This is a genomic window from Archangium violaceum Cb vi76 (assembly GCF_000733295.1).
In the GTDB taxonomy this organism is placed as follows: domain Bacteria; phylum Myxococcota; class Myxococcia; order Myxococcales; family Myxococcaceae; genus Archangium; species Archangium violaceum.
Genome location: NZ_JPMI01000329.1, coordinates 19668 through 43674, shown reverse-complemented (window position 1 = coordinate 43674; position 24007 = coordinate 19668). Strand labels below are relative to the sequence as shown.

Here is a 24007-nt window from a genome sequence, read left to right as displayed (position 1 = left end):
GCACGCTCGCTCTCCGTCTCCCAGGGCAAGGGGGGCGAGCTCGCCTCCGCCCGGGCCTCGGGGTTGATGGAGGCCATCGAGCTGCATCACGCCGAGCACATCACCCTGCCCCTCAAGCTCGCCACCTTCAACGAGCTGCGATTCACCCACCGGATGGTGGACGTCACGGCGCTGCCGGCCCTGTCCGTGAGCCGGTTCCACGGCCACTTCCGCACGCTGTGGATCGAGGGCCACGACCTCTTCGACCAGGGCTCCACCTGGGTGCCCTACGAGATGGTCCACATGGACTACACGCTCCCGCTCCCGTCGGGGAGCGGCTCGTTCCTGATGAGCTCCAGCGGCCTGGCCTCGGGCAACCACCCGCTCGAGGCCGTGAACCATGCGCTCTGCGAGCTCATCGAGCGCGATGCCACCACCCTCTTCCGCCTCTCCGGCGAGGAGGCCCGGCGCCGCCTCCGGGTCGACCCCTCCACCGTGGATGACCCGGGCTGCCAGTCCCTCCTGGAGCGCTATGCGCGCGCCGGCGTGGAGGTCGGCATCTGGGAGCTCACCTCGGACGTGGGAGTGGCGGCCTTCTCCTGCACCATCGTGGACTCGGATCCCGACCCCTACCGGCCCATCGGTCCCATGGGAGGAATGGGCTGCCACCCCTGCCGCGCCGTGGCGCTCTCGCGAGCGCTCACCGAGGCAGCGCAGAGCCGGCTCACCGTCATCACCGGCGCACGCGATGACGTCCGCCACATGGGGCCTCAGAGCGCCGAGGAGGAGCTCGAAGCCGCCCGGCGGATGCGGGACACGCTCGTGGCCGAGCCAAGGGCACACCGCTTCCAGGATGCGCCCGACTTCCAGGGGAGCACGCTGGAGGAGGATCATGCCTTCCTGCTGGGCCGCCTGCGCGCGGCGGGGCTCGGCAAGGCGGTGGTGGTGGACCTGACGCGGCCCCACTTCGGCATCCCGGTGGTCCGCGTCCTCGTCCCGGGCCTCGAGCCCCTCAACGACATTCCAGGCTACGTACCGGGCGCCCGAGCCCGCCGCCTCCTCTCGGAGAGAGCGCCATGAAGGTGATCATCTTCGCCGGCCCCACACTCAGCGGCGTGGACCACGAACGGGAGCTCGAGGCCCTCTACCTGCCGCCCGCGGCGCAGGGGGATCTGTACCGGGCGGCGCTGGACAAGCCGGTGGCCATCGGGCTCATCGACGGTTACTTCGAGCGCGTGCCCTCGGTATCCCACAAGGAAATCCTCTGGGCGATGACGCAGGGCGTGCACGTCTTCGGCGCGGCGAGCATGGGAGCGCTACGCGCCGCGGAACTGGCGGCCTTCGGCATGGAGGGCGTCGGAGACATCTACGAGGCCTTCGCGAGCGGAGCGCTGGAGGACGACGACGAGGTCGCGGTGGTGCATGCCGGGGCCGAGGAGGGCTACCGGCCGCTCTCCGAGGCGATGGTGAACATCCGCGCCACCCTCCAGGCGGCGGAGCGCGCCGGGGTGCTCGGCCAGGAGACGCGCCACACGCTGGAGCAGCTCGCCAAGGGGCTGTTCCATGCCGACCGGAGCTGGCCCGCGCTGCTCAAGAGGGGCCAGGAAGCAGGGCTCGACACGGCCGGGCTCGAGGCCTGCCGGCGCTTCGTGGCCGGGAGCCGGGTGGACCAGAAGCGGCTGGACGGGTTGCGCCTGCTCCACACCCTGCGCGCGAAGCTGGAGGCGGGCCTGCCACCGAAGCAGACCCTCTACCCCTTCTCCCACACGGACTCCTGGGAGCACATCCGCCGGAAGGCGGAGGCCCCGCGTCCTCCGCGGGCAGAGGGATAGCCCTCGCCCCGCCCCTCTTCAGTCCAGCTGGCCCTTGCCCTGCCGGAGCACCTCGATCTGGTCGTCGATCAACGACACCACCGTCGAGGGCTCCATCAGCCGCACCCCGCCATCGAGGATGAGCTCCAACCCGTGCCCCAGCGCGTCCTTGATGTCCTTGGCGTCGATGAGGGGCTCGCCCTCGGCGTCCGTGGCCGAGGTGGTGACGATGGGCCTCCCCAACGCCGCGGCCAGCGCCCGCGCCAGCTCCGCGTCCGGCACCCGGATGCCCACCTGCTTCTGCTTGGACATCATCACCTCGGGCACCAGCCGCGTGGCCTCGAGGATGAACGTGAACGCCCCGGGCGTCAGGCTCTTCATCGTCCGGTACGCGAAGTTGCTCACGTGCGCGTACTTCGCCACGTCCGACAGGTCCGGGCACAGGAAGGACAGCGGCTTCTTCCTGTCCCGTCCCTTCAGCTGGTACAGCTTCTCGATCCCCTTCTTCGAGCCCAGGTCACACCCCAGGCCGTAGTAGGTGTCCGTTGGATAGGCGATCACCCCGCCGCTGGAGAGGATCTCCACCGCACGCTGCACGTGCCTCGGCTGGGGGAACTCCGTGTTCACCTCGATGATGGGTGCTGATGCCATACAGCGCTCTCCTCAGGCCGGGCCTGGAGCCTCGTCGGAGCGGATCTCCCCGCTGCGCTCGAGCGCGCGCCGGGTGAGGATGGGCCCCACGAGCTGGTTCAACGTAATCATCGCCACGATGAGTACCTCCACCTGCGGGCCGAAGTCCGGAAAGGTGCGCGAGATGAGCGCCGCCAGTCCAAAGGACACGCCCGCCTGGGAGATGAGCCCCATCCACAGGTAACGCGACAGCCGCTCGTCACCCGGGGGCGCGAAGCGGCGGCAGGCGAACCACACGGCCACGGTCCGCAGGGCCACCATCAGCAGCGCGATGGGCCCCACCGTCACCAGCGCATCCAGCTTCAGCCCCGCGCCCGCCGCGGCGAAGAAGAGCGCGAACACCGGCAGCCCCGCCCGCTGGATGGCGTGGTGGATGCGTGCCCCCTCGCGCTCGTCCAGGTTGGCGATGAGCGCCCCGGCCGCCAGCATCATCAGCAGCGGCGACAGGTGCAGCCGCGTCCCCGCCTCGGCCGAGGCGAAGCTGATGGCCACCAGGAAGAGCGGCAGCTCCTTCTGCACCTGGCGCATGTAGACGAGCATCCCCACCGCCAGCAGCGCCCCCACCAGCACCGAGCCGAACAACTCCCACCCCACCCCGCCCACCAGCCCCGCCAGATCCAACCCTCCGCCGAAGCTGGCCCGGGCCACCCCCACCGCCAGCGCGAAGGCCACCATGACGAACAGATCGCCAATGATGACCAGCGCCATGAGGAACTCGGTGAAGGTGCCACGCGCGTGCGTCTCCTGCACGACGGCGATGGTGACGGTGGGCGAGAAGGACACCACCACCGAGGCCACCAGCGCGCTCACCGCCAGCGCCTGCGGCACCGTCATGGTGGCCAGGAAGGGAAGCCATCCCTTGAGGGCGAACATCGCCCCGACCGACACCACGAACGTCACCCCGCACACCACCGCGCACAACACCGCCACCTTCGTCCCCACCCGCCGCAGCAACCCCAGGTGCAGCTCCGTGCCCGCCACCAGCGCGATGAGGCTCAACGCCAGTCCCTTCACCAGCTCCAGCCCCTTCACCCCCGCTCCGGGGATGAAGCCCAGCGCGTACGGGCCCACCGCCACGCCCACCAGCAGGTACCCGGTGAGCCTCGGCAGCCCCAGGCCAATGGCCACCTTGCCGGCGAACAGCCCACACAACAGCAGCGCCCCGGCCGCCAGCGTCACCGACGTGCCCGTGTCCACGCGCCACATCTGCGCACGGGCGATGCCCGCCAGCAACAACACCAGCAGCAGCAACCTCATGCCAGCCCTGACCGTCATGTCGGGCTCCCCTTCACGGGCGCCTCGGGGGCCGGCGCCAGCACGTAGCGGAAGGCTCGGCTGCCGAGCAGCTCGTTGATCAGCGCCCCCGCCACCACCACGTCGAAGACACGCTGGGACAGCGGCCCCGGCACCAGCACCAGGTACTCCACCACCAGGCACAGCGCCAGCCCCCCCTGGGCGATGAGCGCGTAGCCCAGCCGCGGCGGCAGCGCCAACGTCCCCCCGGCGATGCGCTGCGCGAGCGCCCCCCCCAGCACCTTCCCCACGAAGCGCAGGCCCAGGTACCCCGGCAGCAACACCCACGCCATCAGGTCCCGCGCCTGCACGTGGGCGCCCACCAGGAAGATCAGCAACAGGTACGCGGGGCGCTCGAAGCGCCCGAGCCCACGTGCCGCCTGCTCCACGGCCCGGCCCCCCACCAGCACCAGGGTGGCCCCACAGGCCACTCCCGCCAGCAGCGCCGACACCCGGAGGTACGCCGCCGCCCCGGACACCAACGCCACCCCGCCCAACAGCACCGCCATCAACTCGCCCTGATCCTTGAGCCCATGCATGAGGAAGGCGAGCAGTCCGCCGCACGCCATGCCCAGCAGCAGCGCCAGCGCCACCAGCCCCAGGCCCTCCAGCGGGTGGCCCGCCGCGCCGAAGCTCAGCGCCAGCACCAGCACCCCCAGCCCCACCAGGTCATCCAGCATGGTGAGCAACGCCACGGACAGGCCGCTGCGCCGCTCCATGCGCCCGCTGCGGTAGCCCAGCACCGCGAAGTGGCCGGAGGACAGGCTCGCCGCCGCGCCCAGCAGCACCGCCGCGCCCAACGCGGCCCCGGGGGGCAGGCCCATGGTGAAGAGCAGCGGACCGGCCAGGGGCAAGGCCACCCACAAGAAGGCCGTCCCGGCATGAGCGAGCGCCGCCGCGTACACCTCCCGAGGAAGCAGCCGCAACAGCCGGGGCTCCAGGTTGAGGCCGATGATCACCCCCGCCACCCCGAGCCCCAGGGCCAGCACCGGCCGCAGGGCCGTCAGATCGCCCCAGGAGAGCACCCCCAGGGAGCCCGGCCCCATCACCGTCCCACAGGCGAGGAAGAGCAGTCCGCTGGCCGCCAGGTGCGCCACGGCCGGGAAACGGCCAGGGTCCAACACCGTCCGGCTCGAGGCCAGCAAGGAGAGCGCCGCGATGGCGAGGAAGACGAGCAGCGCCTGCACGAATACGGTGATTACACCGCCCGTGGCGCTTCGTCACTCCCGGCGATGCATGGGGGCGGCGATCACCGGCAGGGCCACCAGCCGTCCCATCGGGGGATCGTCCGCATCCATCTCCAGCTGGACGCGCTGGACGAGCCGCTCCACCTCCTCGGCCGACTGGGCCGGCAGGAGGCTCACCAGGACGAGCCGATCCTCGTCCGCCCCGAGCGCGAGGCTGCGCAGGCCGGCGAAGACGGGCACCTCGGCCGAGAGCGTGGCCGCGGCGCTTCGGGCCCGCACGACCAACGGCTCCGGGATACCGAAGTCCCGGAGCCGTCGGATGGCCCGTTCAGGTTGGTCCGCGTGGTCGAGGAACGCGAGGAAGAGGTACACGACCCGTGTCTATCCGGTCCGCGGCCCTTGCGTCACGTGCTACTCGGTGCGGCCTGGGCCCGGCTCGCCGGACGGGGGCGAGGCAGATGCCCCGGGCTCTTCCGCTGGGCTGGTGCCTTCCTGCTTCTCCATGGCCGCCCGGGCCGCCCGCTTGCCCTCCTCGATCAGCTTCTTCACCTTCTGGCCGCCCTTGCGGCCGATCTCCTCGTAGAAGTTCGGTCCCCGCGTGGCCTTCACCCGGTCTCCGCCCTTCTTGCCGATCTCCTCGTAGAACTTCGCCCCGCGCTCGGCCTTCACGGTCTCGCCGCCCTTGCGGCCGATCTCCTCGTAGAAGGAGCGGCCCCTCTCGGCCTTCACCGTCGCTCCCCCCTTGCGGCCGATCGTCTCGTAGAACTCCCGGCCCCTCTCGTTGCGCACGGTCTCTCCGCCCTTACGCCCCGCCTCGGCCACCGTCATGCTGCCCTTGTTGTCTTTGTCCTGCTGCATGTCGTCTCTCCTCCTACGTTCTCCCCTTCCCCGCCAGGGTGCCCCTTGCCCCAAAACTTGGGACGGAAGCGCCCCGATGCAAGCAAGCTCCGTACACCGCCAGCCGTTCGCAGTGGACAGGACCCAGGCAATCCCCAGGAATGACGCGGGGTTGGGGGCTCACGCTGTCCCGGCGGGCGTGACTACGGCCTGCCCGCCCGGACGCTTCAGTGTCAACAACACGCCAGTGCGTATTGCCGATTCCCGTTCGCTGTCACACCTTTCCCGCCAACCGAGAGTGGGAGGACGGCGTGAACGGCGGTGGCGGCGGAGAAATGGGTCTCAAGGGCTGGCTGAAGGTGCTGGCGCCGGTGCTGGCCTCCATCGGGGGGCTCACGATGCTGAGGCTGCTGGGCCCGGACTTCATCAACCAGAAGGACCTGACCGCCTTCCTGGCGCCCATGGGGAAGTGGGCGCCGGTGGCCTTCGTGTTCTTCCTGGCGGTGCGGCCGGTGACGCTGCTGCCCGGCCAGGTGTTCACCGCGGTGGGGGGGATGATCTTCGGGACCCTGGCGGCGACGATGTATTCACTGCTGGGCAGCTTCCTGGCGACGCTGCTCATCTTCGGGCTGTCGCGCTGGCTGGGGACGCGGTTGATGAAGCGCATGGCGGGCAGCCGCTACCCGGCGATTACCCGGGCGGCGAGGCGGCACGGCTTCAAGTTCGCGCTGCTGGCGTGCATCAACCCGCTGCTGCCCACGGACGTGATGATCGCGGCGGCGACGGCGGCCAAGGCGCGCTTCTGGCCGCTGGCGATGGGGGTGCTGCTGGGCACCATCCCGGGCACCTTCCTCACGGCGCAGTTCGGCAGTGGACTGGCGCAGGGACGCACGGTGATGACGGTGGTGTCCGGCGTGGGGATGGTGGTGTCGCTGGGGCTGGGCGCGCTGCTCGGCCGCCGCATCTTCCGGGAGATCAGCGAGGACCCCCCGGCCGACGAGCCGGAAGAGGCGGGGGCCGGGTCCCGGCTGCCCCGGAGCCCGCCCCTGAGGACGAAGGGCCGGTCGGGGATCCAGCCCGCGCTGTCGACCGTCCAGGAACTTCCACCCGCGGGCCCATGAGCGCGGCCCGAGGCCCCCCTCAGCTCCGGACCTCCGCGCCCTCGCGCTCCAGTGCGTCCAGGGCGGAGGTGAGCGCCTCCACCAGCGCCGCCTCATCGCCCGGGCCCTCGATCCGGGCCCCCTGGCGGGTGATGTAGAACGAGTCCACGGCGCGGTGGGCCTCGGTGGCCACCTTGGCGAGGGCAATCCCAGCGCCCGCGCGGGTGAGGGCCGAGGAGATGGCATACAGGAGGCCCACGCGGTCCGGAGCCACCACGTCCACCACGGTGAAGTCGCGGGAGGCGCGGTTGTCCACCGTGACCTTGGGAGGCACGGGAGGCAGGTGCCGTTGCAGGACGGAGCCGGAGCGGCGCCGGCGCAGCACGTCCTCGATGGTGGTCCCTCCCGAGAGGACGCGCAGGAGATCCGTCCGGGCCACGCGCCAGCGGGAGCGCTCGAGCAGCCGCCCATGCGGGGGCCGCACGTCGAAGACGTCCAGCGCGAGTCCGTCCGAGGTGGAGACGATGCGGGCCGAGAGGATGTCGATGCGATGGGCGGAGAGCACGCCGGCGAGCAGCGCGAGCAGACCGGGCCTGTCCTGGACGGCGAAGGACAGCTCGCTGTAGCCGGCGTCGGGGTGGTGGCGCAGGGCGGCGGCGAAGGGGCGCTTCCGGGCACACGCGAGCAGCCGCCCATGGAGCGTGGCGCGCGAGGGATCCGTCCCGAGGAAGTACCGCTCGGGGAGCACCTGTCCCAGCTCGCGCGCCCGGGGCTCGCCGAGGACACGGGCCCAGCGCGCGTGGAAACGCTCGCGCAGGTGCTCGGAAGAGCCCTCCCCGCCCGCGGCCGCCGAGCCCACGAGGTGGGCCCGGGCCTTGTCGTACAGCTCGCGCAGCAGCTGCGCCTTCCAGCCCGTCCACATGCGCGGCCCCACCGAGCAGATGTCCGCCCAGGTGAGGAGGTAGAGGCAGGTGAGCTTCTCCACGTCGCCCACCTTGCGGGCGAAGTCGGCGATGAGGGCGGGATCGCTCAGATCGCGGCGCTGGGCGGTGTGGCTCATCGCCAGGTGTTCCTTCACGAGGAACTCGGCCACCTCACGCTGGCGGGGCGTCAGGCCCAGCCGCTCGCCGAGGGCCACCATGAGCAGGCGGCCCTTCTCCGAGTGATCGCCCCCCATCCCCTTCCCCGCGTCGTGCAGGAGCATGCCGAGGTAGAGCGGGAGGGGATCCTTCAGGTCGCGCATCTCGCGGGAGAGCTGGGGCTCCTCCGTGACGAGCTCTCCGGCGCGCAGACACTGGAGGCGGCGCACGGCGAAGAGGGTGTGAACGTCGACGGTGTACACATGGTACAGGTCGTGCTGGTGGTGGGCGGTGACGCGGCCGAACTCGGGCACGACGGCGCCGAGCACGCCGGCATCGTGCAGGGCGAAGAGGAGCTCGCCGCGGGTGCCGGGCCGGGCGATGAGGGCCTTGAAGGCGGAGGTGACGGCGGGAGTGGCGCGGGCGGCCTCGAGCGCGGGCAGGGCCTGCACGGCCTGCTCGCGGGCCCACGAGTAGAGGGGCAGCCCGTGCTCCTCGGCGGTGCGGAAGAAGTCGAGGGTGGTCGCGGGCTCGCGGGAGAAGAGGCCCGGGTCCGACAGGGTGAGCTTGCCGCGGAACACCTTGAAGGCGCCGAGCCGTCGCTCGGGGAAGAGGGAGATCTTCCGGGCGGTGCTGAGCTCCTCGCAGCGGGCGATGAGGGCATCGGCGGCCTGGCGGAGGGCCCGGGCGGACAGGTAGTAGTCGCGCATGAAGGCCTCGACGGGCAGCACGGGGCCCTGCTGGTAGCCGAGGAAGCGCGCCACCTCCTCCTGGAGCTCGAAGGTGAGCCGGTCCTCCTTGCGTCCGCGCAGGAAGTGGAGCTGGTGGCGGATGCGCAGGAGGAAGTCACGAGCGGCCTTGAGCCGCGCCACCTGCGAGCCGGGGAGGATGGACTGCTGGAGCAGGCCGGTGAGGCCGCGCGTGCGGAAGCGGACGCGGGCGATCCACAAGGCGGTCTCCAGATCTCTCAGGCCTCCATTGCCCTGCTTGAGGTTGGGCTCGAGGAGGAAGACGGAGTCACCGAAGCGCTCGCGGCGGGCGCGCAGCTCCTGGACCTTGTCCTGGATGTAGGCGTCGGCGCGGTGGGTGAGGAGCTCCGGGAGGACGTCCTCGGAGAGGTGGCGGAAGACGTCGGTATCGCCCGTGACGAAGCGCGCGTCGAGCAACGCGGTGCGGATGGTGTGGTCGGAGTCGGCGGCGCGAGCGCACTCCTCGGGGCCGCGGGCGCTCCAGCCCACGGCGCGCTTGAGATCCCACAGGAGCGTGGGGAACGCACGGGCCAGGGGGGCGGTGGCCTCCTCGGAGACACCGGGGCCGCGCAGGAGGAGCAGATCCAGATCCGAATGGGGAGACAGCTCGCGGCGCCCGTAGGAGCCGAGCGCGACGAGTGCGAGGCCGGGAGGGGCGTGGTGCTCGGCGGAGAGCTCGGAGAAGAGCCCGTGGACGAGCCGGTCCGTGGCGGCGGAGAGGAGGCGGCAGGTGGAGAGACCGGCGGCCCCTCCACGGTGGAAGGCCTCGACGCGGGCATGGGCCTCGCGGAGGTATTCCCGGGCGCGAGCCAGCCGGTCCTCGGGACCCCCGGAGCGGAACTCCGGGAGCGAGCCGAGGGCCTCGCGATGCGTGGGCGCGGGGGGCGGCGGGATGGGCGGGACGCTCATGAGAAGAAGTTCTAGCGCTTCGGCCCACGAGACGTCCGGCCGCATCTCCGCCCCTGTGCGCTTTCCAGCCAAGGCGAGGCGGCCTCGATGATGTGACTGTCATCCACCGCGGAGGCTCGCGATTCCGGGCCCTTTCCTCCCGAAACCCATTGCGTCCAATCGAATTGCGCACAATACTTTTGACGGTTCGAACGTTGGAGGAGTCATGTCTGGAGAAGTCGCCGTGGCACGCCCCAGTGTCCTGAAGACCGTTGCACGCATCTGGCTGGGAGCTTCCTTGCTCCTCGCGGGCGCGGGCCACCTCACGTGGGCCCGTACCGAGTTCCTGGCCCAGGTCCCGAGGTGGGTGCCGCTCGACGCCGACTTCGTCGTCCTCGCTTCGGGCGTGGTCGAGCTCGTGCTCGGCGCGGCGCTCCTCTTCGCGCGCCGCTGGCGCACGCAGGTCGGGTGGGTGGTGGCCGCGTTCTTCGTCGCGGTCTTCCCGGGCAACATCTCTCAGTACACGAACGGCATCAGCGCGTTCGGTCTCGACACCGACAGGGCGCGGTTCATCCGGCTCTTCTTCCAGCCCGTCCTCGTCGCCTGTGCCCTCTGGTCGACCGGCGCGTGGGAGGCCTGGCGCGCGTCGAAACGCTCGCGGTGACGATGGCCGCCAGCACGAGCTTCAGCTCGCGGCGCTCATTCCAGACTCGAGCAGATCCGCCTCCCGTCCCCGGCGGGAAGGATAATCGTCCCCGAAGTCCCTCAGGTTGCCCAGCGCATCGTCCCAGCGCTGGTCGACCACCTGGCCAAAGAAGTTGGGGGTCTCCGTGCTCAGCGTGCCGTATTGGAAGTGCACGGACGCAATCACCGTCTGCATCTCCGCGGGCAGCTCCTCGAAGGAGACCCGCTCGCCGCCGTCCTCGGCGTTTCTGGAGGTGACCTCGGCGTTGTAGCGGGTGATGAGCGAGTCCACCGCCTGGTCCCGCACGGCCTGGTCCAGCTCCTCGACCTCCTCGGCCGTCAGCTGCAGCGGGTTCGCCTCCAGGAAGTCCACCGCCTCCTGCTGCTGCAGCCCGAGGTAGGGCGTCAGCCTCTCCTGGAGCGCCTCGGACAGGCCCAGCCGCTGCAGGTCCGCGAGGTCTCGCGCGCCCAGGTCCACGCCCGTGCCCACCGTCACGCCGCTCTGGCTGCCCTCGGGATCGGGGACATAGGCATCCTGGCGCGCCGCGCCTTCCTGCTCGGCGATGAAGTCCCAGTCGATGTCCGTGCCCGGCTCGGCGACCTCCGCGCCCGGCTCGGCGACCTCCTCGGCGGCAACGGTCTGCTGCACCTGGTGCAACTGCTGCGCCTGCCGCGCGTCCGCCGTCCTCAGGTTCAGGTTGGCTCGCACGGGGGCGTCATCCCAGCCATCCCGGAACGTGTGCCCGGCTCCCTGCGAGGTCCGCGTCTGCTGCGTGGCGGCGTCGGGCTGGCTCAGCTCGGACCGGACGTTCCGCGTGGCCTCATTCGAGGAGACGCGCGAGGACTGCTGGGTGCTGCGCTGGGACGAGGACGACGATGACGAACGCTCGATTCCGGCCATGACCAACCCTCTCTGTGTGCGACGGGGGGCGCACCCTGGGTAAATACCCTACCGGTGCGTCCCATTGCCTACAAGCCCCCCTGTCATGAATTCACCGGAAAGTCGTGTGCTCCACGCCTTGGGCGCTGGCTCGCTATCGGTCAGGCGCGATCGGCATCCTGGGTGCGGACAACCTGCTTCTCTCTCATCATCGCCAGCCAGCGGCGGCGCAAGACGACGGGGTGTTCGGGATAGCGCTCGTCGAGGAAGTCGACCGATGTCAGCTGGTCGGTGCGGAAGATTCGGAAGTCGGCGCGCAGCTCGCACCACGCCATGACGACACGCACCGTCGCGACATAGCCCACCATGAACGGCCAGATGACACGCTCGCTCGTCTGGCCGGTCTTGTCGACATAGCCGATCGCGAGCTTCAGCCCCTGCCGGCTCCACGCGCGGAGCTTCGCGACATCGACGCCGACGTCGCCGTGCACCTCTCGCGACGGCGGGGTTCCGACCGCGGGGTCGTCAATGAGCGGGCGCAGATCCTCGGGCACGATCGCCGCGATCTTGGCGAGGACGCCGAGGGCGGCGCGGGCGAGCTCGGAGTCGGCGTGCGCCATCACCCATTGGGCCCCCAGCGCGACCGCCTCGAGCTCGTCCGAGGTCAACATCAGCGGCGGCAGGTCGAAACCGCGATCGAGGATGTAGCCGATCCCCGCCTCGCCGCGGATCGGAACGCGCTGCGCGATCAGCGCGCCGATGTCACGGTAGATGGTGCGCTTGCTGGTCTCGAGTTCCGCCGCGATCGCGGCGGCGGTCAGCGGGGCCGACGCGCGGCGCAGCACCTGGATGAGCTCGAACAAGCGGTCGGCGCGTCGCATGGGGGTCCGTTCGTCAGCGGGGGCGGGGAAGCGCGCTCGCGACCTCGCCCGCGCCGTGAGGTGCCGTGCCCGATCCTACGACATCGCGACGATGATCGCCGCCGACATCAGGCTGCCCAGCGTGAACATCGGGCCGCTGATCAGGCTGTAGTAGAACGGCCGCGGGAAGTTGGGGTTGATGGCGATATTGACCGTCATGGGCACCAGATAGCCGATGCCGACGAGCGCCCCCAGGAGCAGCGCGTCGCCATAGGTCGTGATGCCGAGCGCGCGCAAGAGGAACGTGGTCGTCGCGATGTTGAGCGCGCTGCACACGACCGGCCCCACGATGAACCGCGGACCTGGCGTCTGCGCCGGCTGCTCGCCCTTTCCGAGCGAGGCCCTGTATTGCTTGGGAAACAGCACCATGTACCAGACGCCGCCCAGCCCAAAATGGGCGACGGTCGCCACCAGAACGGCCAGCCAGTTCATCTGTGAGAATGCCTCGGTCATCGGTCTGACTCCCTTGTCGATGTGGAAGAATCCGGGAGTGCCGATGTAGCGGAGGGCTGCTGCCACCGTGCTGTCAGCAGCGTTACGTGTGACGCACGCGACCACCCGGATCGACCCGGTACGCCGCGACCAGGTCCCGGGCGGCGTCCTCCCAGTGGGGGAACGAGAACACAAACCCCGCGTCGAGCAGCTTCGTGGGGACGACCCGGCGGCTCTTGAGCAGCAGTTCCGTATCGGTCCGCAGGATGAAGGCGCCCAGCTCCAGCATCGCCTTCGTCGCCGGCAGCCCGAACCTCCTGCCCCACGCCTCCCGGAGCGTCTTCATGAGCTCCCGCTGCGGAAGCGGGTGCGGCGAGGCCAGGTTGACCGGGCCCCTGAGGTCTTCGCGCTGGAGCAGGAACAGGATGGCATGCACGAAATCATCTTGATGGAGCCACGACACGTACTGCCGGCCCCCCGCCGCGGCGCCTCCGAGCCCCGCTCGCACGAGCTTCGACAGGACGTCGAACACCCCGCCCGCGTCCGGGCTCATCACCATCGCCGTGCGCAGCACCACCTTGCGTGTCTGGGGAGTCATCACCTCCTCCTGAGCGCGCTCCCATGCACGAGCGATCTCCACACTGCGCTTCCAGTACGCGGGCGCATCCGGCTCGTCACCGCCGAGCACGCCGCTGACCTCATCGTTCGCCGCATCGAAGCGATGCGCATAGAGGGTGGCCGTGCTCATCTGCAACCAGACGCGCGGCGGCGCCTTCGCTCGGGCGATCGCCTCGCCCACCACGCGCGTGGACTCGACTCGCGAGTCCATCATCTCGCGCAGGTTCTTCTCCGAATACCGGCAGTTGACGGTACGGCCCGCCAGGTTGATCACCCCGTCGCAGCCATCGACCTCGTCCGCCCACGCTCCGAGCGTCCGCCCATCCCAGGCGACCTGCTCGGGGCCCTCGGGGTGACGGCTCAGGATGACGACGCGATATCCGGCCTGACGCAAAGCCCGCGACAGGATGGCCCCGAGCTGGCCCGTGCCTCCAGCGATGACGATCTTCATGAACGGCTCCCTCCCTTCTGCACATTGATACCGGAATGCGTCTCGGCGGTTGCGGGGGAGTACTTCGAATTTCGAGCCTACCCAAGGGCAAGTCCCCTCCTGGTACGATCTGTGGCCTACAAGCCTTCCCGCCATGAATTCAGCGGCGGAGCCAGGGGGCATCCATTAGGGTGCGGCGACCATGACCCGTCTGCTGCCGACCCTGCTGCTGGCCCTGCTGCTCGCGCCCGTCGCGCGCGGGGCCGAGACCCTGACCATCTACTCCGGGCGCAATGAGCGTCTGGTAGCGCCGGTCTACAAGGCCTTCACGGAGAAGACAGGCATCCAGGTGAAGGTGCGCTACGGCGAGACGCCGCAGATCGCCGCCACGCTGCTGGAGGAAGGGGCGAAGTCTCCCGCGGACGTGTTCGTCGCCCAGGATGCGGGGGCGCTGGGAGCGGTGGCGCGCGCGGGGCTGCTGCAGCCGCTGCCGAAGGAGCTGCTGGAGAAGGTGGATGCGCGCTTCCGCTCGCCCGAGGGCATGTGGGTGGGCCTAAGCGGCCGGGCTCGCGTGGTGGCCTACAACACGAAGAAGGTGAAGCCTGAGGCACTGCCCACGAGTATCCAGGGATTCACGGACCCGGCGTGGAAGGGCCGCGTTGGCTGGGCGCCCACCAATGGCTCCTTCCAGGCGTTCGTGACGGCGCTGCGGCTGATGAAGGGGGATGCGGCGGCGAAGCAGTGGCTGGAGGGCATGAAGGCCAACGCGCCGCGCACCTACAAGAACAACGCGGCGATCATCGAGGCACTGGCGCGGGGCGAGATCGACGTGGGCTTCGTCAACCACTACTACCTGTACGCGGCGAAGAAGGACAAGGGCGAGGGGCTGCCGGTGGCGAACCACTTCCTGGCGCCTGGGGATGCGGGGACGCTGGTGAACGTGGCGGGCGTGGGGGTGCTGAAGAGCTCCAAGCGGGCGGAGGCGGCACGCAAGCTGGTGGCGTTCCTGCTGGAGCAGCAGGCGCAGCAGCACTTCGCGAAGGAGACGTACGAGTACCCGCTGGCGGCGGGGGTGGAGGCGGCCCCGGCGCTGCCGGCGTTGAGCAAGGTGGGCTCGCCGGAGCTGGATCTCTCGAAGCTGGAGGATCTGAAGGGAACGCTGAAGCTGCTGCAGGAGACGGGAGTCCTCTAATCCCCAGCGGCCACGGGTGGGTGGCCCCCGAGGACACACCATGTCACGCCGTGCCTCCAGGCCCCTGCTGGCCGCTGGGCTCGGGGTGGCGGCGCTCGCGCTGCTCCCCGCCGCCTATCTCGTCGTGCGCGCGACAGGCGCCACCGCGGAGGCGTGGGAGCTCCTCTTCCGGCCCCGCACGCTCGGGCTGCTGGGAAGCACGCTGGGCCTGGCGCTGGCGGTGACGGGATGCGCGACCGTGCTCTCGCTCCCGCTGGCCTGGCTGACCACGAGAACGGACCTGCCGGGACGGCGCATCTGGACGGCCCTCCTCTGCCTGCCGTTGGCGCTGCCGACGTTCGTCAGTGGCTACGTGCTGCTGGCGGCCTTCGGCACGGGCGGAGCGCTGGAAGAGCCCCTGGCCCGGCTCGGCGTGCCCGTGCCGCCGGTGTACGGCTTTCCGGGAGCGCTGCTGGCGCTGACGCTCTCCACCTATCCCTACCTCTTCCTCGCGCTCCGAGCAGGGCTGCTCGCGCAGGATCCAGCGCTGCTGGAGAGCGCGCGAAGCCTGGGGCTCACACCCGCGCGAGCCTTCTGGCGTGTCACGCTGCCGCTGCTGCGGCCGGCCTTCGCCTCCGGGGCGCTGCTGGTGGGGCTCTACGTGCTGTCGGACTTCGGCGCGGTGGCCCTGGTCCAGTACGACGCGTTCTCCCGCATCATCTATATGCAGTACGAAGGTGCATATGATCGCGCCTACGCCGCGCTGCTCGGGCTGGCGCTGGTGGCGGTGACGGTGATCGTCCTCGCGCTGGAGGGATGGGTGCGAGGACGCGCCAGCTACCACCGGAGCGCCAGGGGTACCTCTCGTGCGACGGCGCCGGTCCGCCTGGGGCGCTGGTGCATTCCGGCCCTGGCACTGTGCGGCGGGGTGGTCTCGCTCGGGGTGGGGCTGCCGGTGGTCATCCTCGTGTACTGGGCCGCGCGCGGAGTGGCCTCGGGCGAAACGGGCGTGTGGGGGCCGGCGGTGAACTCCGTGCTGGCCTCGGGGCTGGCCGCGGTGCTGTCGGTGGTGGCCGCGCTGCCGCTGGCGGTGTTGGGGGCGCGCTACCCGGGGCGGCTGCCCATGCTGCTGGAGCGCAGCGCCTACGTGGGCTACGCGCTGCCCCCCATCGTCCTGGCGCTGTCTCTCGTCTTCTTCGGCATCAACGCGGCGCCCTTCCTCTACGGCACGCTGGCCATGCTCCTCCTGGCCTACCTGGTGCGCTTCCTGCCGCAGGCGGTGGGCACGGTGCGCGCGGCGCTGCTCCAGCTCTCTCCGCGACAGGCGGAGGCCGCCGCCACGCTGGGACACTCACCGCCCTCCGTGCTCCGCCGCATCACCGCGCCGCTGATGGCACCAGGGCTGCTGGCCGGCGCGGCGCTCGTCTTCCTCACCGCCATGAAGGAGCTGCCGGCCACGCTGCTGCTGGCACCCATCGGCTTCGACACGCTCGCCACGCGCGTGTGGAGCGCCACGGCGGAGGGACAGTTCGCCCAGGCCGCGCCCGCCGCGCTGCTGCTGCTGGCCGTGTCCGCGCTGGGCGTGGGTCTGTTGCTCTCCCAGGAGGAGCGTGCGCGCTCGTCCCAGGTGTCGGGGTAGGAACGATGCCGCTGCTCTCGCTCGATCAACTCTCCCTCCGCTACACCCCTGGCGGCACCCCGGCGGTGGACGGCCTGAGCCTGGCGCTCGAGCCGGGCGAGACGCTGGCCCTGCTGGGCCCCTCCGGGTGTGGCAAGACGACGACGCTGCGGCTCGTCGCGGGCTTCGAGCGGCCGGACACGGGCTCCATCCAGCTCGAGGAGCGCGTCCTCGCCGGCCCGGGAACCTTCGTCCCGCCGGATCAACGGCGCATGGGCATGGTGTTCCAGGACTACGCCCTCTTCCCGCACCTGTCCGTGCTGGACAACATCACCTTCGGGCTCCAGGCCCTGCCGCGCCGCGAGCAGGTGGCCCGCGCCCGCGCCTTGTTGGAGCTGTTCGCGCTGGGGGGCCTCGAGGCACGAGCGCCACACGCGCTCTCTGGTGGCCAGCAGCAGCGCGTGGCGCTCGCCCGGGCCCTGGCGCCGGGGCCGCGCGTGCTGCTGCTGGACGAGCCCTTCTCCAGCCTGGACGCGGCGCTGCGTGCCTCCACCCGCCTGGAGGTGCGCCGGGTGCTCAAGACCCTGGACACCACGGTGCTGCTCGTCACCCATGACCAGGAAGAGGCCATGGCCTTCGCGGACCGGATGGCGGTGATGCGCGCGGGCAAGGTGGAGCAGCTCGGCACGCCCGAGTCCCTCTACCTCACGCCGCGCACGGCCTTCGTGGCCTCGTTCCTCGGAGGTACCAATCAGGTGCCTGGCAGCGCCTCTGGTACCGAGGCACGGACGGCGCTCGGCAACATCCCGTTGATGGCGCCCGCCCAGGGCCCGGTGCTCCTGTCCCTGCGGCCGGAGGCGCTGCGGCTGACGGCGGACACGAACGAGGTGGCACAGGCGGGCGCCGTGCTCGCGGAGGTGCTCACGCGGGAGTTCCAGGGCTACAGCGTGGTGTTCACCGTGCGGTGTGGAGACATGGAGCTGACGGTGCGCGGCACTCCGGAGGCGACATTCCGCCCAGGCGATAGAGCGCGGCTGGAAGTGGTGGGCAAGGCGGTGGTGTTGGAGGACGCGGCATCTGGGGTTGCCCACGAGTCGTGAGAGGCACCCGAGGTGAGCCGCGCCCCTCAATGCCCACCACAACGGCACCGTGTCTCCAACATTTGGCTTCAACGCACCGCAGCGCGTTGTGCACGCCCGCCGATCTCTGGGAAGCGCTCGTAGGCCCACTTAAGCGCGTCCAGATGGGCGGGGTTGTCCAGGTCGAGCGGAGCATCCGTGAGTTGCACAACCCACCCACCCGTCGCGGTACTCCGCGCTCGCGAGAGCAGGTCCGCGTCTCGGGCAGGATCAGGGAATCCGATGGCCCGTGAGGCAGCGGCAGACCAGTAGTTCAGCCACCCGAGGCGATGCGGAATCTCAGGCGCGCGGATGTATTCCGGGAACCTGAGAACAGGCAGCCCCCGTGGCGGGCTCCCCGGTTTGCGCACGGGATCGAGCGTCTGCCGCGAAATCTCGGCGCCCACGCTGAGCGGTGTCGCATCTCCCCAGAATGCGTGAGCAGCCTCCCCTATCTCCTTCAGCACATCCGCTGCCGGCGCGATGCCGACTGCGTCGAGCGGCAAGGCCGCATGGATTTCAAAGTGCGGCCCGCCTCCCGTGCAAAGACCATTTGGGCTTTCCAGCCCAAATAGCGTCATGGGACAGTTATCGTCATCGTTGCAAACGAACGGGAAGCCGCCGTCCGCCCTACTGGCCGCGACCCATTCATCGCGGCCAGGCAATGCAACGATGTCTCCCTTTTCAGAGAGCGTCCACCCCAACCTCAATCCTGGAAGCGCACGCTCCATTCCATGGACGATTGCGAGAGGCCGCGTATCACCACTTACGAGTGCGGGGGCCTTGACTATGATACTAAGCTTGTCTGAATGAACATCCATGTCAGCACCAGTTCATGAGGACGACTTTGAGGGTGCCGTCCGCGCGTTCCAGCGCGATTTGATGTGCTTTGCTGCGCACGCCAACGGCAAACTCATACCCACACGCTTCCGCCAGCCTCTTTTCGCGTTGTATTTCCGGCAGCTTCATTTGGATGAAGAAGTCTTGGGATCGCGAATCATGCTTGCCAAAGCCATCCGTTTTGACATCCCACAACGTCCGGGTGACCAATTGAAGCGCGTCGAAGTTCTTCCCATTCACGAGCACATCCCCGCCGGGGAAGCTGTTGTTCGGCATCTTGTCGGCGCATTCGTTGTGCAGACCATGACCGCCAAGGTGGTACGGCAATGGGATGGGCTTGCATCTCGGATCGTCTTCCTGCGTGGGGACCGACGCGAGCTGCTTCTGCGGCCCGGGAGCCCGGGCCGGTGCTTTCTCCGGGCGAGGCTGGGCCTCGAGCTCCACCATGAGTTGCCGCGAAGCCTCGGAGATCTCCCGCAGCCGCACCTCGTACTCCTGTTGAGCGTCGACCCACTCCGGGCGGCGGTCGATCTCCGCTGAGGCGGTGCTGGAGGGGTAGAGCAAGGCGAGGACCGCGAGCAACGGCCCCACCCGGGGGAGCGCTTCAGCGAACGTCCTGGCGCGTCCAGCCCGCACGAATCCCTCCGCTCCCCTCGACACCTCTGCGGCTTGCCCACTTGCCTTCGCGGCTCTGGAGAAGCGCTCAAAAGCCCGTTGCGCTGCGGTGAGCTTGCCATCTAACGCATCCCATTGGCGCGACTCCAGGTCACTGCGCGCCCGAGACAACAGCGCCCGGGCCTGCTCCATGTCCGCCATTCCAATCCGCGACGATTGTTCCACCGGCTCCATTGGCGCGGACACGAGCCGGATGCTTGGGCCCAAGGGAGGAGTCGAGGCGAAGGCGAGAGGCCGTGGCATCGACAGCGGGTCTGGCGCGCTCGCGCAGGCGGAGAGAAAAAGCAGCAGTACGAAGCAAACGCGCAGACGCATGGGCACGGCCTTTCAAGCAAGTGATAATGTGGCCTCCGTCTCACTCGGATGGAGAGGCGAGCACGGTCTGGTGTCCGTCGTACTCACCGGAGTGCTCCCGCGCTAGCACCAAACGCGCAAAAGGGCCGAAACGGGTGACCGGACAAGTTCCGCTCGTCCAGAGGGAGGCCAAGTCACCTCTCCTCTTCCCTCCTCGGGGCAGCGGAACCGGCCCATGCGCCAAAAAAGGGCCCTCTGCGCGTTTGGTGCTAGTGTTCAGACACAGTCTCTGTGACTAGCAGAAACCAAAGCGTGCTAGAGGTGCCTCCACCCCAGGAGGTGCGCCCTGTCGTCGGAGCCTCGCAACCGCTTCCTCGAGAAGATGCTCGATCGTCTGTACGCCTCGCTCGCGTCGGGCCCGAGCATCAACTGCCGTCCCCACAACAGCCGCCAGCGCGTGGACCTCACGCTGCTGAGCCGTCTGGATGGCACCCCGCCCCACTCCGTCCTCGCCGGGCTCCTCGGGGACAAGGCCACGGTGAAACTCTCCGTGCGCACCCAAAGCACCCCCAAGGACGTCCCCGACTCCCCATCCAAGCGCGAGGACGATGAGCGCCAGGCCCTGTTGCGCAAGCTGAACACCATCGCCGAGGACGCCCGCACCTTCGAGCAGGACACCGGCGCCCAGGTGCTCCACGTGGGCTTCCCCCTGCTCCACTTGCCCCCGAACACCAAGGACTCGCGAGGCTTCACCAGCACCAAGCGCGTCCTGGCGCCCATCGCCTTCATCCCCGTGCGTCTCACCCTCAAGAAGGGCCGCACACCGGGCCTCGAGCTCGAGTCCGCCGCCGATGGCGCGGATCGCGTCATGCCCAATACCGCCCTCATCGCCTGGGTCGAGCGGCAGACCGGCAAGCGCCTCGGAGAGCTGTTCGCCGACGAGTCGGGCCAGGATCCCTGGCGCGAGCTCAACGAGCTCTCCGCCGCCGTGGCCAGCGCTCTCGAGCTGCCCGCCCCCGCTCCCCTCTCCGCGGAGACGCCCCTCTCCCCCACCCCACGTTCCGAGGACGAGACCTCGGCGGGGACCACCATCCTTCCGTGCGCCGTGCTCGGCCTCTATCCCCTGTCCAACCAGAGCCTCGTGGATGACATGCGGGCCCTCGTGGACGGCGAGCCCGTGCAGGGCCCCATCGAGAGCTTTCTGCGCGTGGGGGTCTCCCTCGGCGCCCAGGGAACGCCCAGGAAGGACGCCACGGCCCAGGCCACCTGGCGCGCGGGCGAGGACCGGCTCGTCTCCCATGCCGACCCCTGCCAGTCGCGCGCGGTGCGGCTCGCGCGCAGCAGCCGGGGACTCGTCGTCCATGGGCCTCCCGGCACCGGCAAGTCGCAGACCATCGCCAACGCCATCGGAGACCACCTCGCGCGCGGCGAGCGTGTCCTGCTCGTCTGCGACAAGCGCACCGCGCTCGATGTGGTGAAGCACCGGCTGGAGCACCTGGGCCTCGGCTCCCTGTGCGCGGTGGTGCACGACGCGCAGAGGGATCAGCGCGAACTCTACCTCGGCATCCGCGAGCAGCTCGACAACCTCACCGAGTCCAAGGTCAACCCCGCCGCCAAGGCCGAGTTGTCCCGCGTGGACACCGAGATGCAGGCACTCCACGACGAGCTGTCCTCCGCCGAGCGCGCCCTCTCCGAGCGCCCCGCCGGAGGCACCGAGCCCTCCTTCCACGAGCTGGTGGGCCAGTGGTTCGGTCAGGAGGCCCCGGACTCACTGGCCCGCGCGACCGAGTCCCTCGGCTCCTTCCGGCTGGCCGACTCCCGCCCCCATGAGCGCGAGGTGCGCGAGGTGCTGGAGCGCGCCGGCAAGGAGGGCTACCCGGACAACCCCTGGCGCACCTCGCTCGGGGCCGGGCTGAAGGACTACCTGTCCACGCCGCTCGCCACGTACCGCGAGCGCATGGCGTCCGCCGTGGAGGCCACGCGCGAGGCGGATGCCCAGGCCTCGCCGGATGTCCCCGCCTTCTCTCCCTCGGGAGACGTGGCCGCCGAGGGCCGCGCGCGTGCCGAGCTCGCCGACAAGCTGGATCGTGTCCTGAGCGAGGCGCGTCCCGAGTGGCTGGCGCGCTGGGCCTCGTCCATGTCCGAGGCCGTGCAGGCGACGAAGACCCAGCTCGAGGGTCTGGCGCCACAGGTGCAGGTGTTGAACGAGGGCCCGCTGGACACGGAGCTGGCCCTGGTGCACCGCTCGGAGCCGCAGGGACTGAGTGCCCTGGGACAGTCCCTGGCGTTCCTGGCGTCGTGGCTGCTGGTGGCGCGCAAGTGGTACCGCTTCCTCTTCTTCTTCACCCGCCGGGCGAAGGCCGCCGAGGTGCTCCGGCGCTTCGGGCTCACCGTGGGGGCCGAGACCGCCGAGCGCGTCTCCCGCTTCCTCACGGGCGTGCGCGCACGGCTCCTGCTCACCGAGTTCCATCACTCGGTCCTCGCTCCTGGCCCCACCGGACCCCTCCCGGACGAGGCGCTCGCCCGCGGCCTGAGGGCCCATGCCGCGCTCTTCGAGGTGCTGTTGCAGCTGGAGCGGCCGGTGTTCGCCTCGTGCCGGCAGACCGTCCGGGACGCCTTGAAGGCCGATGACGCCGCACGGACGCGCCTGCTCGCGGGTCTGCGCCAGTCCTCCGCCCGGAGCGAGGCCGTGGTCCGGCTGGAGTCCCGGCTCGCCGAGGTGGGCCTCTTCTCCTCCGAGTGGCGCGTGGCCCGGAGCCGGGCCCTGCGCGCGGGCGAGCAGGTACAGCCGCTCGTCTCGTCCCTGGCGGCGCGGCTGTCCAGCGTGGAGGGCCTGCTGCGGATCCAGACCCTGGTGGAGGGATTGCCTCCGGCGCTCGGCATGGCGGCCGAGAAGCTGGCCCTGGCCGGAGCGGACGCGGAGAACGGCTGGCGCGCGGTGCGCAAGGCGGTGCTGGCCGCCGAGGTGTCCGCGCGTGTGCGGGAGAGCCCGGTCCTCCAGCACATCGACGCGGACCGGCTCCACGCGAGCCAGACGCGCTACCGGGCCCTGGAAGCGCGCAAGCGTGAGCTGGTGCGTGACGTCATCCTCCACCGCTGGACGGAGTGCCAGCGCGAGCGGCTGCTGGCGGCCACGGGAGGACGGCTCAACGGGCTGGGCGCGGAGCTGCGCCGCCGCCTGCTGCTGCGGGGCGAGCGAGCGCTGCGGGTGCGCCAGGTCATCGCCGCGGGCGCGAATGTCGAGGGAGGCGATCCCCTCTTCGACATGCGGCCGGTGTGGATGGCGAGCCCCCAGACGGTGGCGCAGATCTTCCCCCGCCGGGAGCTCTTCGACGTGGTCATCTTCGACGAGTCCTCGCAGTGCCGGTTGGAGGAGGCGCTGCCGGTGCTGACGCGGGCGAAGCGGGTGGTCATCGCGGGAGATCCCAAGCAGTTGCCGCCCACGCGCTTCTTCGAGTCCGCCGTGGTGCAGAGCCAGGAGGAGCTGGACGCCGAGGACGAGCAGGGTCTCTTCGAGGATCAGCAGTCCGAGGTGGAGGATCTGCTCGGCGCGGCGCTGAACCTGGAGATCGATCAGTGCTACCTGGACGTGCACTACCGCTCGCGGAACGCGGATCTCATCGGGTTCAGCAACGAGCATTTCTATGACTCGCGGCTGCAGGCCATTCCGGGGCATCCATCCAACCGGGTGGAGCACGCACCGCTGCGGCTCGTCCACGCCGGAGGCCTGTACGAGAAGCGGGTGAACGTGGTGGAGGCGCGGGCGGTGGGCGCGCTGGTGAAGGAGCTGCTCTCCCAGCCAGAGCCGCCGTCCATCGGCGTGGCGTGCTTCAACCTGACGCAGCGCGACGCCATCACCGAGGTGCTGGAGGAGCTGGCGGCGGCGGACGCGGACTTCGCGGCGAAGCTGGCGGCGGCCCGGGTGCGGCGCGGCGAGGGCTCGTTCGAGGGGCTCTTCGTGAAGAACCTGGAGAACGTCCAGGGAGACGAGCGGGATCACATCATCATCAGCACTACCTACGGCCCCGATGCGAAGGGGCGTTTCTACCGGCGCTTCGGGCCGCTGGGGAGCGCGGGCGGAGGACGGCGGTTGAACGTGCTGGTGACGCGGGCGCGGCAGCAGGTGCACCTGGTGACGTCCATCCCGCGCGAGGTGTACTCGGCGCTGCCTCCGGTGGAACAGGGCCGCAAGCCGAACGGGGGCTGGCTGCTCTTCGCCTACCTCCAGTACGCCGAGCGGCTCACGGCGCGGTACGCGAGCGATTCCGGACGGCCGGACGAGGCACGGGAGCGGCCAGAGCCGGTGGTGCACGAGCGCGAGACGGAAGCGGGCTCGGCCTTCGCGCGGGCCCTTGCGGGGGAGCTGGCGCGGGCGCACGGCGTGTCCTCGGACGTGCACTGGGGCAACGACGGCTTCTGCGTGGACGTGGCCCTGCACCATCCCCGCCGCGCCGGGGACGTCACGGTGGGCGTGCTGTGCGATGGCACGCGCTACCCGAAGGCGGCGGACCCGGTGGAGTGGGATCTGTTCCGCACGGCCATCCTGGAAGGCCAGGGCTGGAAGCTGGTGCGGCTGTGGACGCCGCACTTCTTCCGGGATCCCGAGAGCGCGCGGGAGAAGGTGCTCCAGGCCGCCAGCGAGCAGATCGCCCGCCAACCGCCCGTCCCGGACACGCAGGCCCGGGGCGAGACCCGCCGCATGCTCAATTGAGCG

At 70.2% G+C, this 24007-nt stretch carries 20 protein-coding genes; 8 read left to right on the top strand and 12 right to left on the bottom strand.

Going from position 1 to position 24007, the window contains the following annotated elements; all coding sequences use genetic code 11:
- Together Q664_RS44195 and Q664_RS44190 are read left to right on the top strand one after the other, a co-directional pair.
- On the top strand, positions 1 to 1059 hold a 1059-nt coding region (locus tag Q664_RS44195; RefSeq protein ID WP_043410974.1), incomplete at its 5' end, for a YcaO-like family protein.
- On the top strand, positions 1056 to 1811 hold the full coding sequence (locus Q664_RS44190; RefSeq protein ID WP_043410972.1) for a TfuA-like protein: 756 nt from the start codon (positions 1056 to 1058) through the stop codon (positions 1809 to 1811). The genes Q664_RS44195 and Q664_RS44190, both read left to right, overlap by 4 nt.
- A gap of 18 nt (positions 1812 to 1829) precedes the next feature.
- Here Q664_RS44190 and Q664_RS44185 read toward each other — a convergent pair whose 3' ends face one another.
- From Q664_RS44185 to Q664_RS44165, 5 genes are read right to left on the bottom strand one after another with little or no spacing between them, the layout of a single operon-like run.
- Complete coding sequence (locus Q664_RS44185) at positions 1830 to 2441, bottom strand: L-threonylcarbamoyladenylate synthase (RefSeq protein WP_043410970.1); 612 nt, start codon at positions 2439 to 2441, stop codon at positions 1830 to 1832.
- A 12-nt stretch (positions 2442 to 2453) separates the two neighbouring features.
- The gene (locus Q664_RS44180; protein ID WP_043410968.1) at positions 2454 to 3755 is read right to left on the bottom strand and encodes a cation:proton antiporter; all 1302 of its coding nucleotides are present in this window, start codon (positions 3753 to 3755) and stop codon (positions 2454 to 2456) included.
- Positions 3752 to 4960 (bottom strand): cation:proton antiporter, encoded by a 1209-nt coding sequence (locus Q664_RS44175; protein WP_043410965.1) that lies wholly within the window; start codon positions 4958 to 4960, stop codon positions 3752 to 3754. Before Q664_RS44175 ends, Q664_RS44180 begins: the two co-directional genes overlap by 4 nt.
- A 33-nt stretch (positions 4961 to 4993) precedes the next feature.
- Positions 4994 to 5332, bottom strand: coding sequence for a hypothetical protein (locus tag Q664_RS44170; RefSeq protein WP_043410963.1), 339 nt, complete (start codon positions 5330 to 5332; stop codon positions 4994 to 4996).
- Positions 5333 to 5371: 39 nt separating this feature from the next.
- The gene (locus Q664_RS44165) at positions 5372 to 5818 is read right to left on the bottom strand and encodes a general stress protein (protein WP_043410960.1); all 447 of its coding nucleotides are present in this window, start codon (positions 5816 to 5818) and stop codon (positions 5372 to 5374) included.
- 290 nt (positions 5819 to 6108) lie between these two features.
- Here Q664_RS44165 and Q664_RS44160 point away from each other — a divergent pair, with 290 nt between their 5' ends.
- Positions 6109 to 6918 (top strand): TVP38/TMEM64 family protein, encoded by an 810-nt coding sequence (locus Q664_RS44160; protein WP_326938791.1) that lies wholly within the window; start codon positions 6109 to 6111, stop codon positions 6916 to 6918.
- A 19-nt stretch (positions 6919 to 6937) separates the two neighbouring features.
- Here the strand turns inward: Q664_RS44160 and glnD are convergent, their stop codons facing one another.
- Positions 6938 to 9634 carry a [protein-PII] uridylyltransferase gene (glnD, locus tag Q664_RS44155; protein ID WP_052519456.1) on the bottom strand — a complete coding sequence of 899 codons (2697 nt, stop codon included), beginning with the start codon at positions 9632 to 9634 and terminating at the stop codon, positions 6938 to 6940.
- Between the two features lie 205 nt (positions 9635 to 9839).
- Between glnD and Q664_RS44150 the strand changes: the two genes are divergently transcribed.
- Positions 9840 to 10277 (top strand): DoxX family protein, encoded by a 438-nt coding sequence (locus Q664_RS44150; RefSeq protein ID WP_043410956.1) that lies wholly within the window; start codon positions 9840 to 9842, stop codon positions 10275 to 10277.
- Positions 10278 to 10298: 21 nt separating this feature from the next.
- On the opposite strand, the gene Q664_RS44145 is transcribed toward Q664_RS44150, so the two are convergent.
- The 4 genes from Q664_RS44145 to Q664_RS44130 all read right to left on the bottom strand — a co-directional run bounded on the left by Q664_RS44145 (position 10299) and on the right by Q664_RS44130 (position 13598).
- A complete protein-coding gene (locus tag Q664_RS44145; RefSeq protein WP_043410953.1) occupies positions 10299 to 11198 on the bottom strand; it encodes a pesticin C-terminus-like muramidase in 900 nt (299 codons plus the stop codon).
- 140 nt (positions 11199 to 11338) lie between these two features.
- Positions 11339 to 12058 carry a helix-turn-helix transcriptional regulator gene (locus tag Q664_RS44140; RefSeq protein WP_043410950.1) on the bottom strand — a complete coding sequence of 240 codons (720 nt, stop codon included), beginning with the start codon at positions 12056 to 12058 and terminating at the stop codon, positions 11339 to 11341.
- Between the two features lie 75 nt (positions 12059 to 12133).
- Complete coding sequence (locus Q664_RS44135) at positions 12134 to 12550, bottom strand: DUF1761 domain-containing protein (protein ID WP_043410947.1); 417 nt, start codon at positions 12548 to 12550, stop codon at positions 12134 to 12136.
- Positions 12551 to 12632: 82 nt separating this feature from the next.
- A complete protein-coding gene (locus Q664_RS44130) occupies positions 12633 to 13598 on the bottom strand; it encodes a TIGR01777 family oxidoreductase (RefSeq protein WP_043410945.1) in 966 nt (321 codons plus the stop codon).
- Between the two features lie 181 nt (positions 13599 to 13779).
- Here Q664_RS44130 and Q664_RS44125 point away from each other — a divergent pair, with 181 nt between their 5' ends.
- The 3 genes from Q664_RS44125 to Q664_RS44115 are packed head-to-tail and all read left to right on the top strand — an operon-like array spanning position 13780 to position 17466.
- A complete protein-coding gene (locus tag Q664_RS44125) occupies positions 13780 to 14769 on the top strand; it encodes an iron ABC transporter substrate-binding protein (protein WP_043410943.1) in 990 nt (329 codons plus the stop codon).
- Positions 14770 to 14809: 40 nt separating this feature from the next.
- A complete protein-coding gene (locus Q664_RS44120; RefSeq protein ID WP_043410941.1) occupies positions 14810 to 16387 on the top strand; it encodes an ABC transporter permease in 1578 nt (525 codons plus the stop codon).
- A gap of 5 nt (positions 16388 to 16392) precedes the next feature.
- Positions 16393 to 17466 carry an ABC transporter ATP-binding protein gene (locus Q664_RS44115; protein WP_043410938.1) on the top strand — a complete coding sequence of 358 codons (1074 nt, stop codon included), beginning with the start codon at positions 16393 to 16395 and terminating at the stop codon, positions 17464 to 17466.
- Between the two features lie 68 nt (positions 17467 to 17534).
- Here the strand turns inward: Q664_RS44115 and Q664_RS55755 are convergent, their stop codons facing one another.
- Both Q664_RS55755 and Q664_RS57040 read right to left on the bottom strand, forming a co-directional pair.
- On the bottom strand, positions 17535 to 18305 hold the full coding sequence (locus Q664_RS55755) for a DUF5953 family protein (RefSeq protein ID WP_075207681.1): 771 nt from the start codon (positions 18303 to 18305) through the stop codon (positions 17535 to 17537).
- A 1-nt stretch (position 18306) separates the two neighbouring features.
- Positions 18307 to 19140, bottom strand: coding sequence for a DUF6310 domain-containing protein (locus Q664_RS57040; RefSeq protein WP_052519455.1), 834 nt, complete (start codon positions 19138 to 19140; stop codon positions 18307 to 18309).
- Between the two features lie 535 nt (positions 19141 to 19675).
- Here Q664_RS57040 and Q664_RS44105 point away from each other — a divergent pair.
- Entirely contained in the window at positions 19676 to 24004 is a 4329-nt protein-coding gene (locus Q664_RS44105; protein WP_235217114.1) for an AAA domain-containing protein, read from the top strand.
- Positions 24005 to 24007: the final 3 nt, after the last annotated feature.

Bases quoted from the DNA above. Each gene is read 5' to 3' on its own strand.
- Q664_RS44190 (WP_043410972.1), top strand. From the start codon at position 1,056: ATGAAGGTGATCATCTTCGCCGGCCCCACACTCAGCGGCGTGGACCAC.
- Q664_RS44185 (WP_043410970.1), bottom strand. From the start codon at position 2,441: ATGGCATCAGCACCCATCATCGAGGTGAACACGGAGTTCCCCCAGCCG.
- Q664_RS44180 (WP_043410968.1), bottom strand. From the start codon at position 3,755: ATGACGGTCAGGGCTGGCATGAGGTTGCTGCTGCTGGTGTTGTTGCTG.
- Q664_RS44165 (WP_043410960.1), bottom strand. From the start codon at position 5,818: ATGCAGCAGGACAAAGACAACAAGGGCAGCATGACGGTGGCCGAGGCG.
- glnD (WP_052519456.1), bottom strand. From the start codon at position 9,634: ATGAGCGTCCCGCCCATCCCGCCGCCCCCCGCGCCCACGCATCGCGAG.
- Q664_RS44150 (WP_043410956.1), top strand. From the start codon at position 9,840: ATGTCTGGAGAAGTCGCCGTGGCACGCCCCAGTGTCCTGAAGACCGTT.
- Q664_RS44145 (WP_043410953.1), bottom strand. From the start codon at position 11,198: ATGGCCGGAATCGAGCGTTCGTCATCGTCGTCCTCGTCCCAGCGCAGC.
- Q664_RS44140 (WP_043410950.1), bottom strand. From the start codon at position 12,058: ATGCGACGCGCCGACCGCTTGTTCGAGCTCATCCAGGTGCTGCGCCGC.
- Q664_RS44135 (WP_043410947.1), bottom strand. From the start codon at position 12,550: ATGACCGAGGCATTCTCACAGATGAACTGGCTGGCCGTTCTGGTGGCG.
- Q664_RS44130 (WP_043410945.1), bottom strand. From the start codon at position 13,598: ATGAAGATCGTCATCGCTGGAGGCACGGGCCAGCTCGGGGCCATCCTG.
- Q664_RS44125 (WP_043410943.1), top strand. From the start codon at position 13,780: ATGACCCGTCTGCTGCCGACCCTGCTGCTGGCCCTGCTGCTCGCGCCC.
- Q664_RS44120 (WP_043410941.1), top strand. From the start codon at position 14,810: ATGTCACGCCGTGCCTCCAGGCCCCTGCTGGCCGCTGGGCTCGGGGTG.
- Q664_RS44115 (WP_043410938.1), top strand. From the start codon at position 16,393: ATGCCGCTGCTCTCGCTCGATCAACTCTCCCTCCGCTACACCCCTGGC.
- Q664_RS55755 (WP_075207681.1), bottom strand. From the start codon at position 18,305: ATGGATGTTCATTCAGACAAGCTTAGTATCATAGTCAAGGCCCCCGCA.
- Q664_RS57040 (WP_052519455.1), bottom strand. From the start codon at position 19,140: ATGGCGGACATGGAGCAGGCCCGGGCGCTGTTGTCTCGGGCGCGCAGT.
- Q664_RS44105 (WP_235217114.1), top strand. From the start codon at position 19,676: ATGCTCGATCGTCTGTACGCCTCGCTCGCGTCGGGCCCGAGCATCAAC.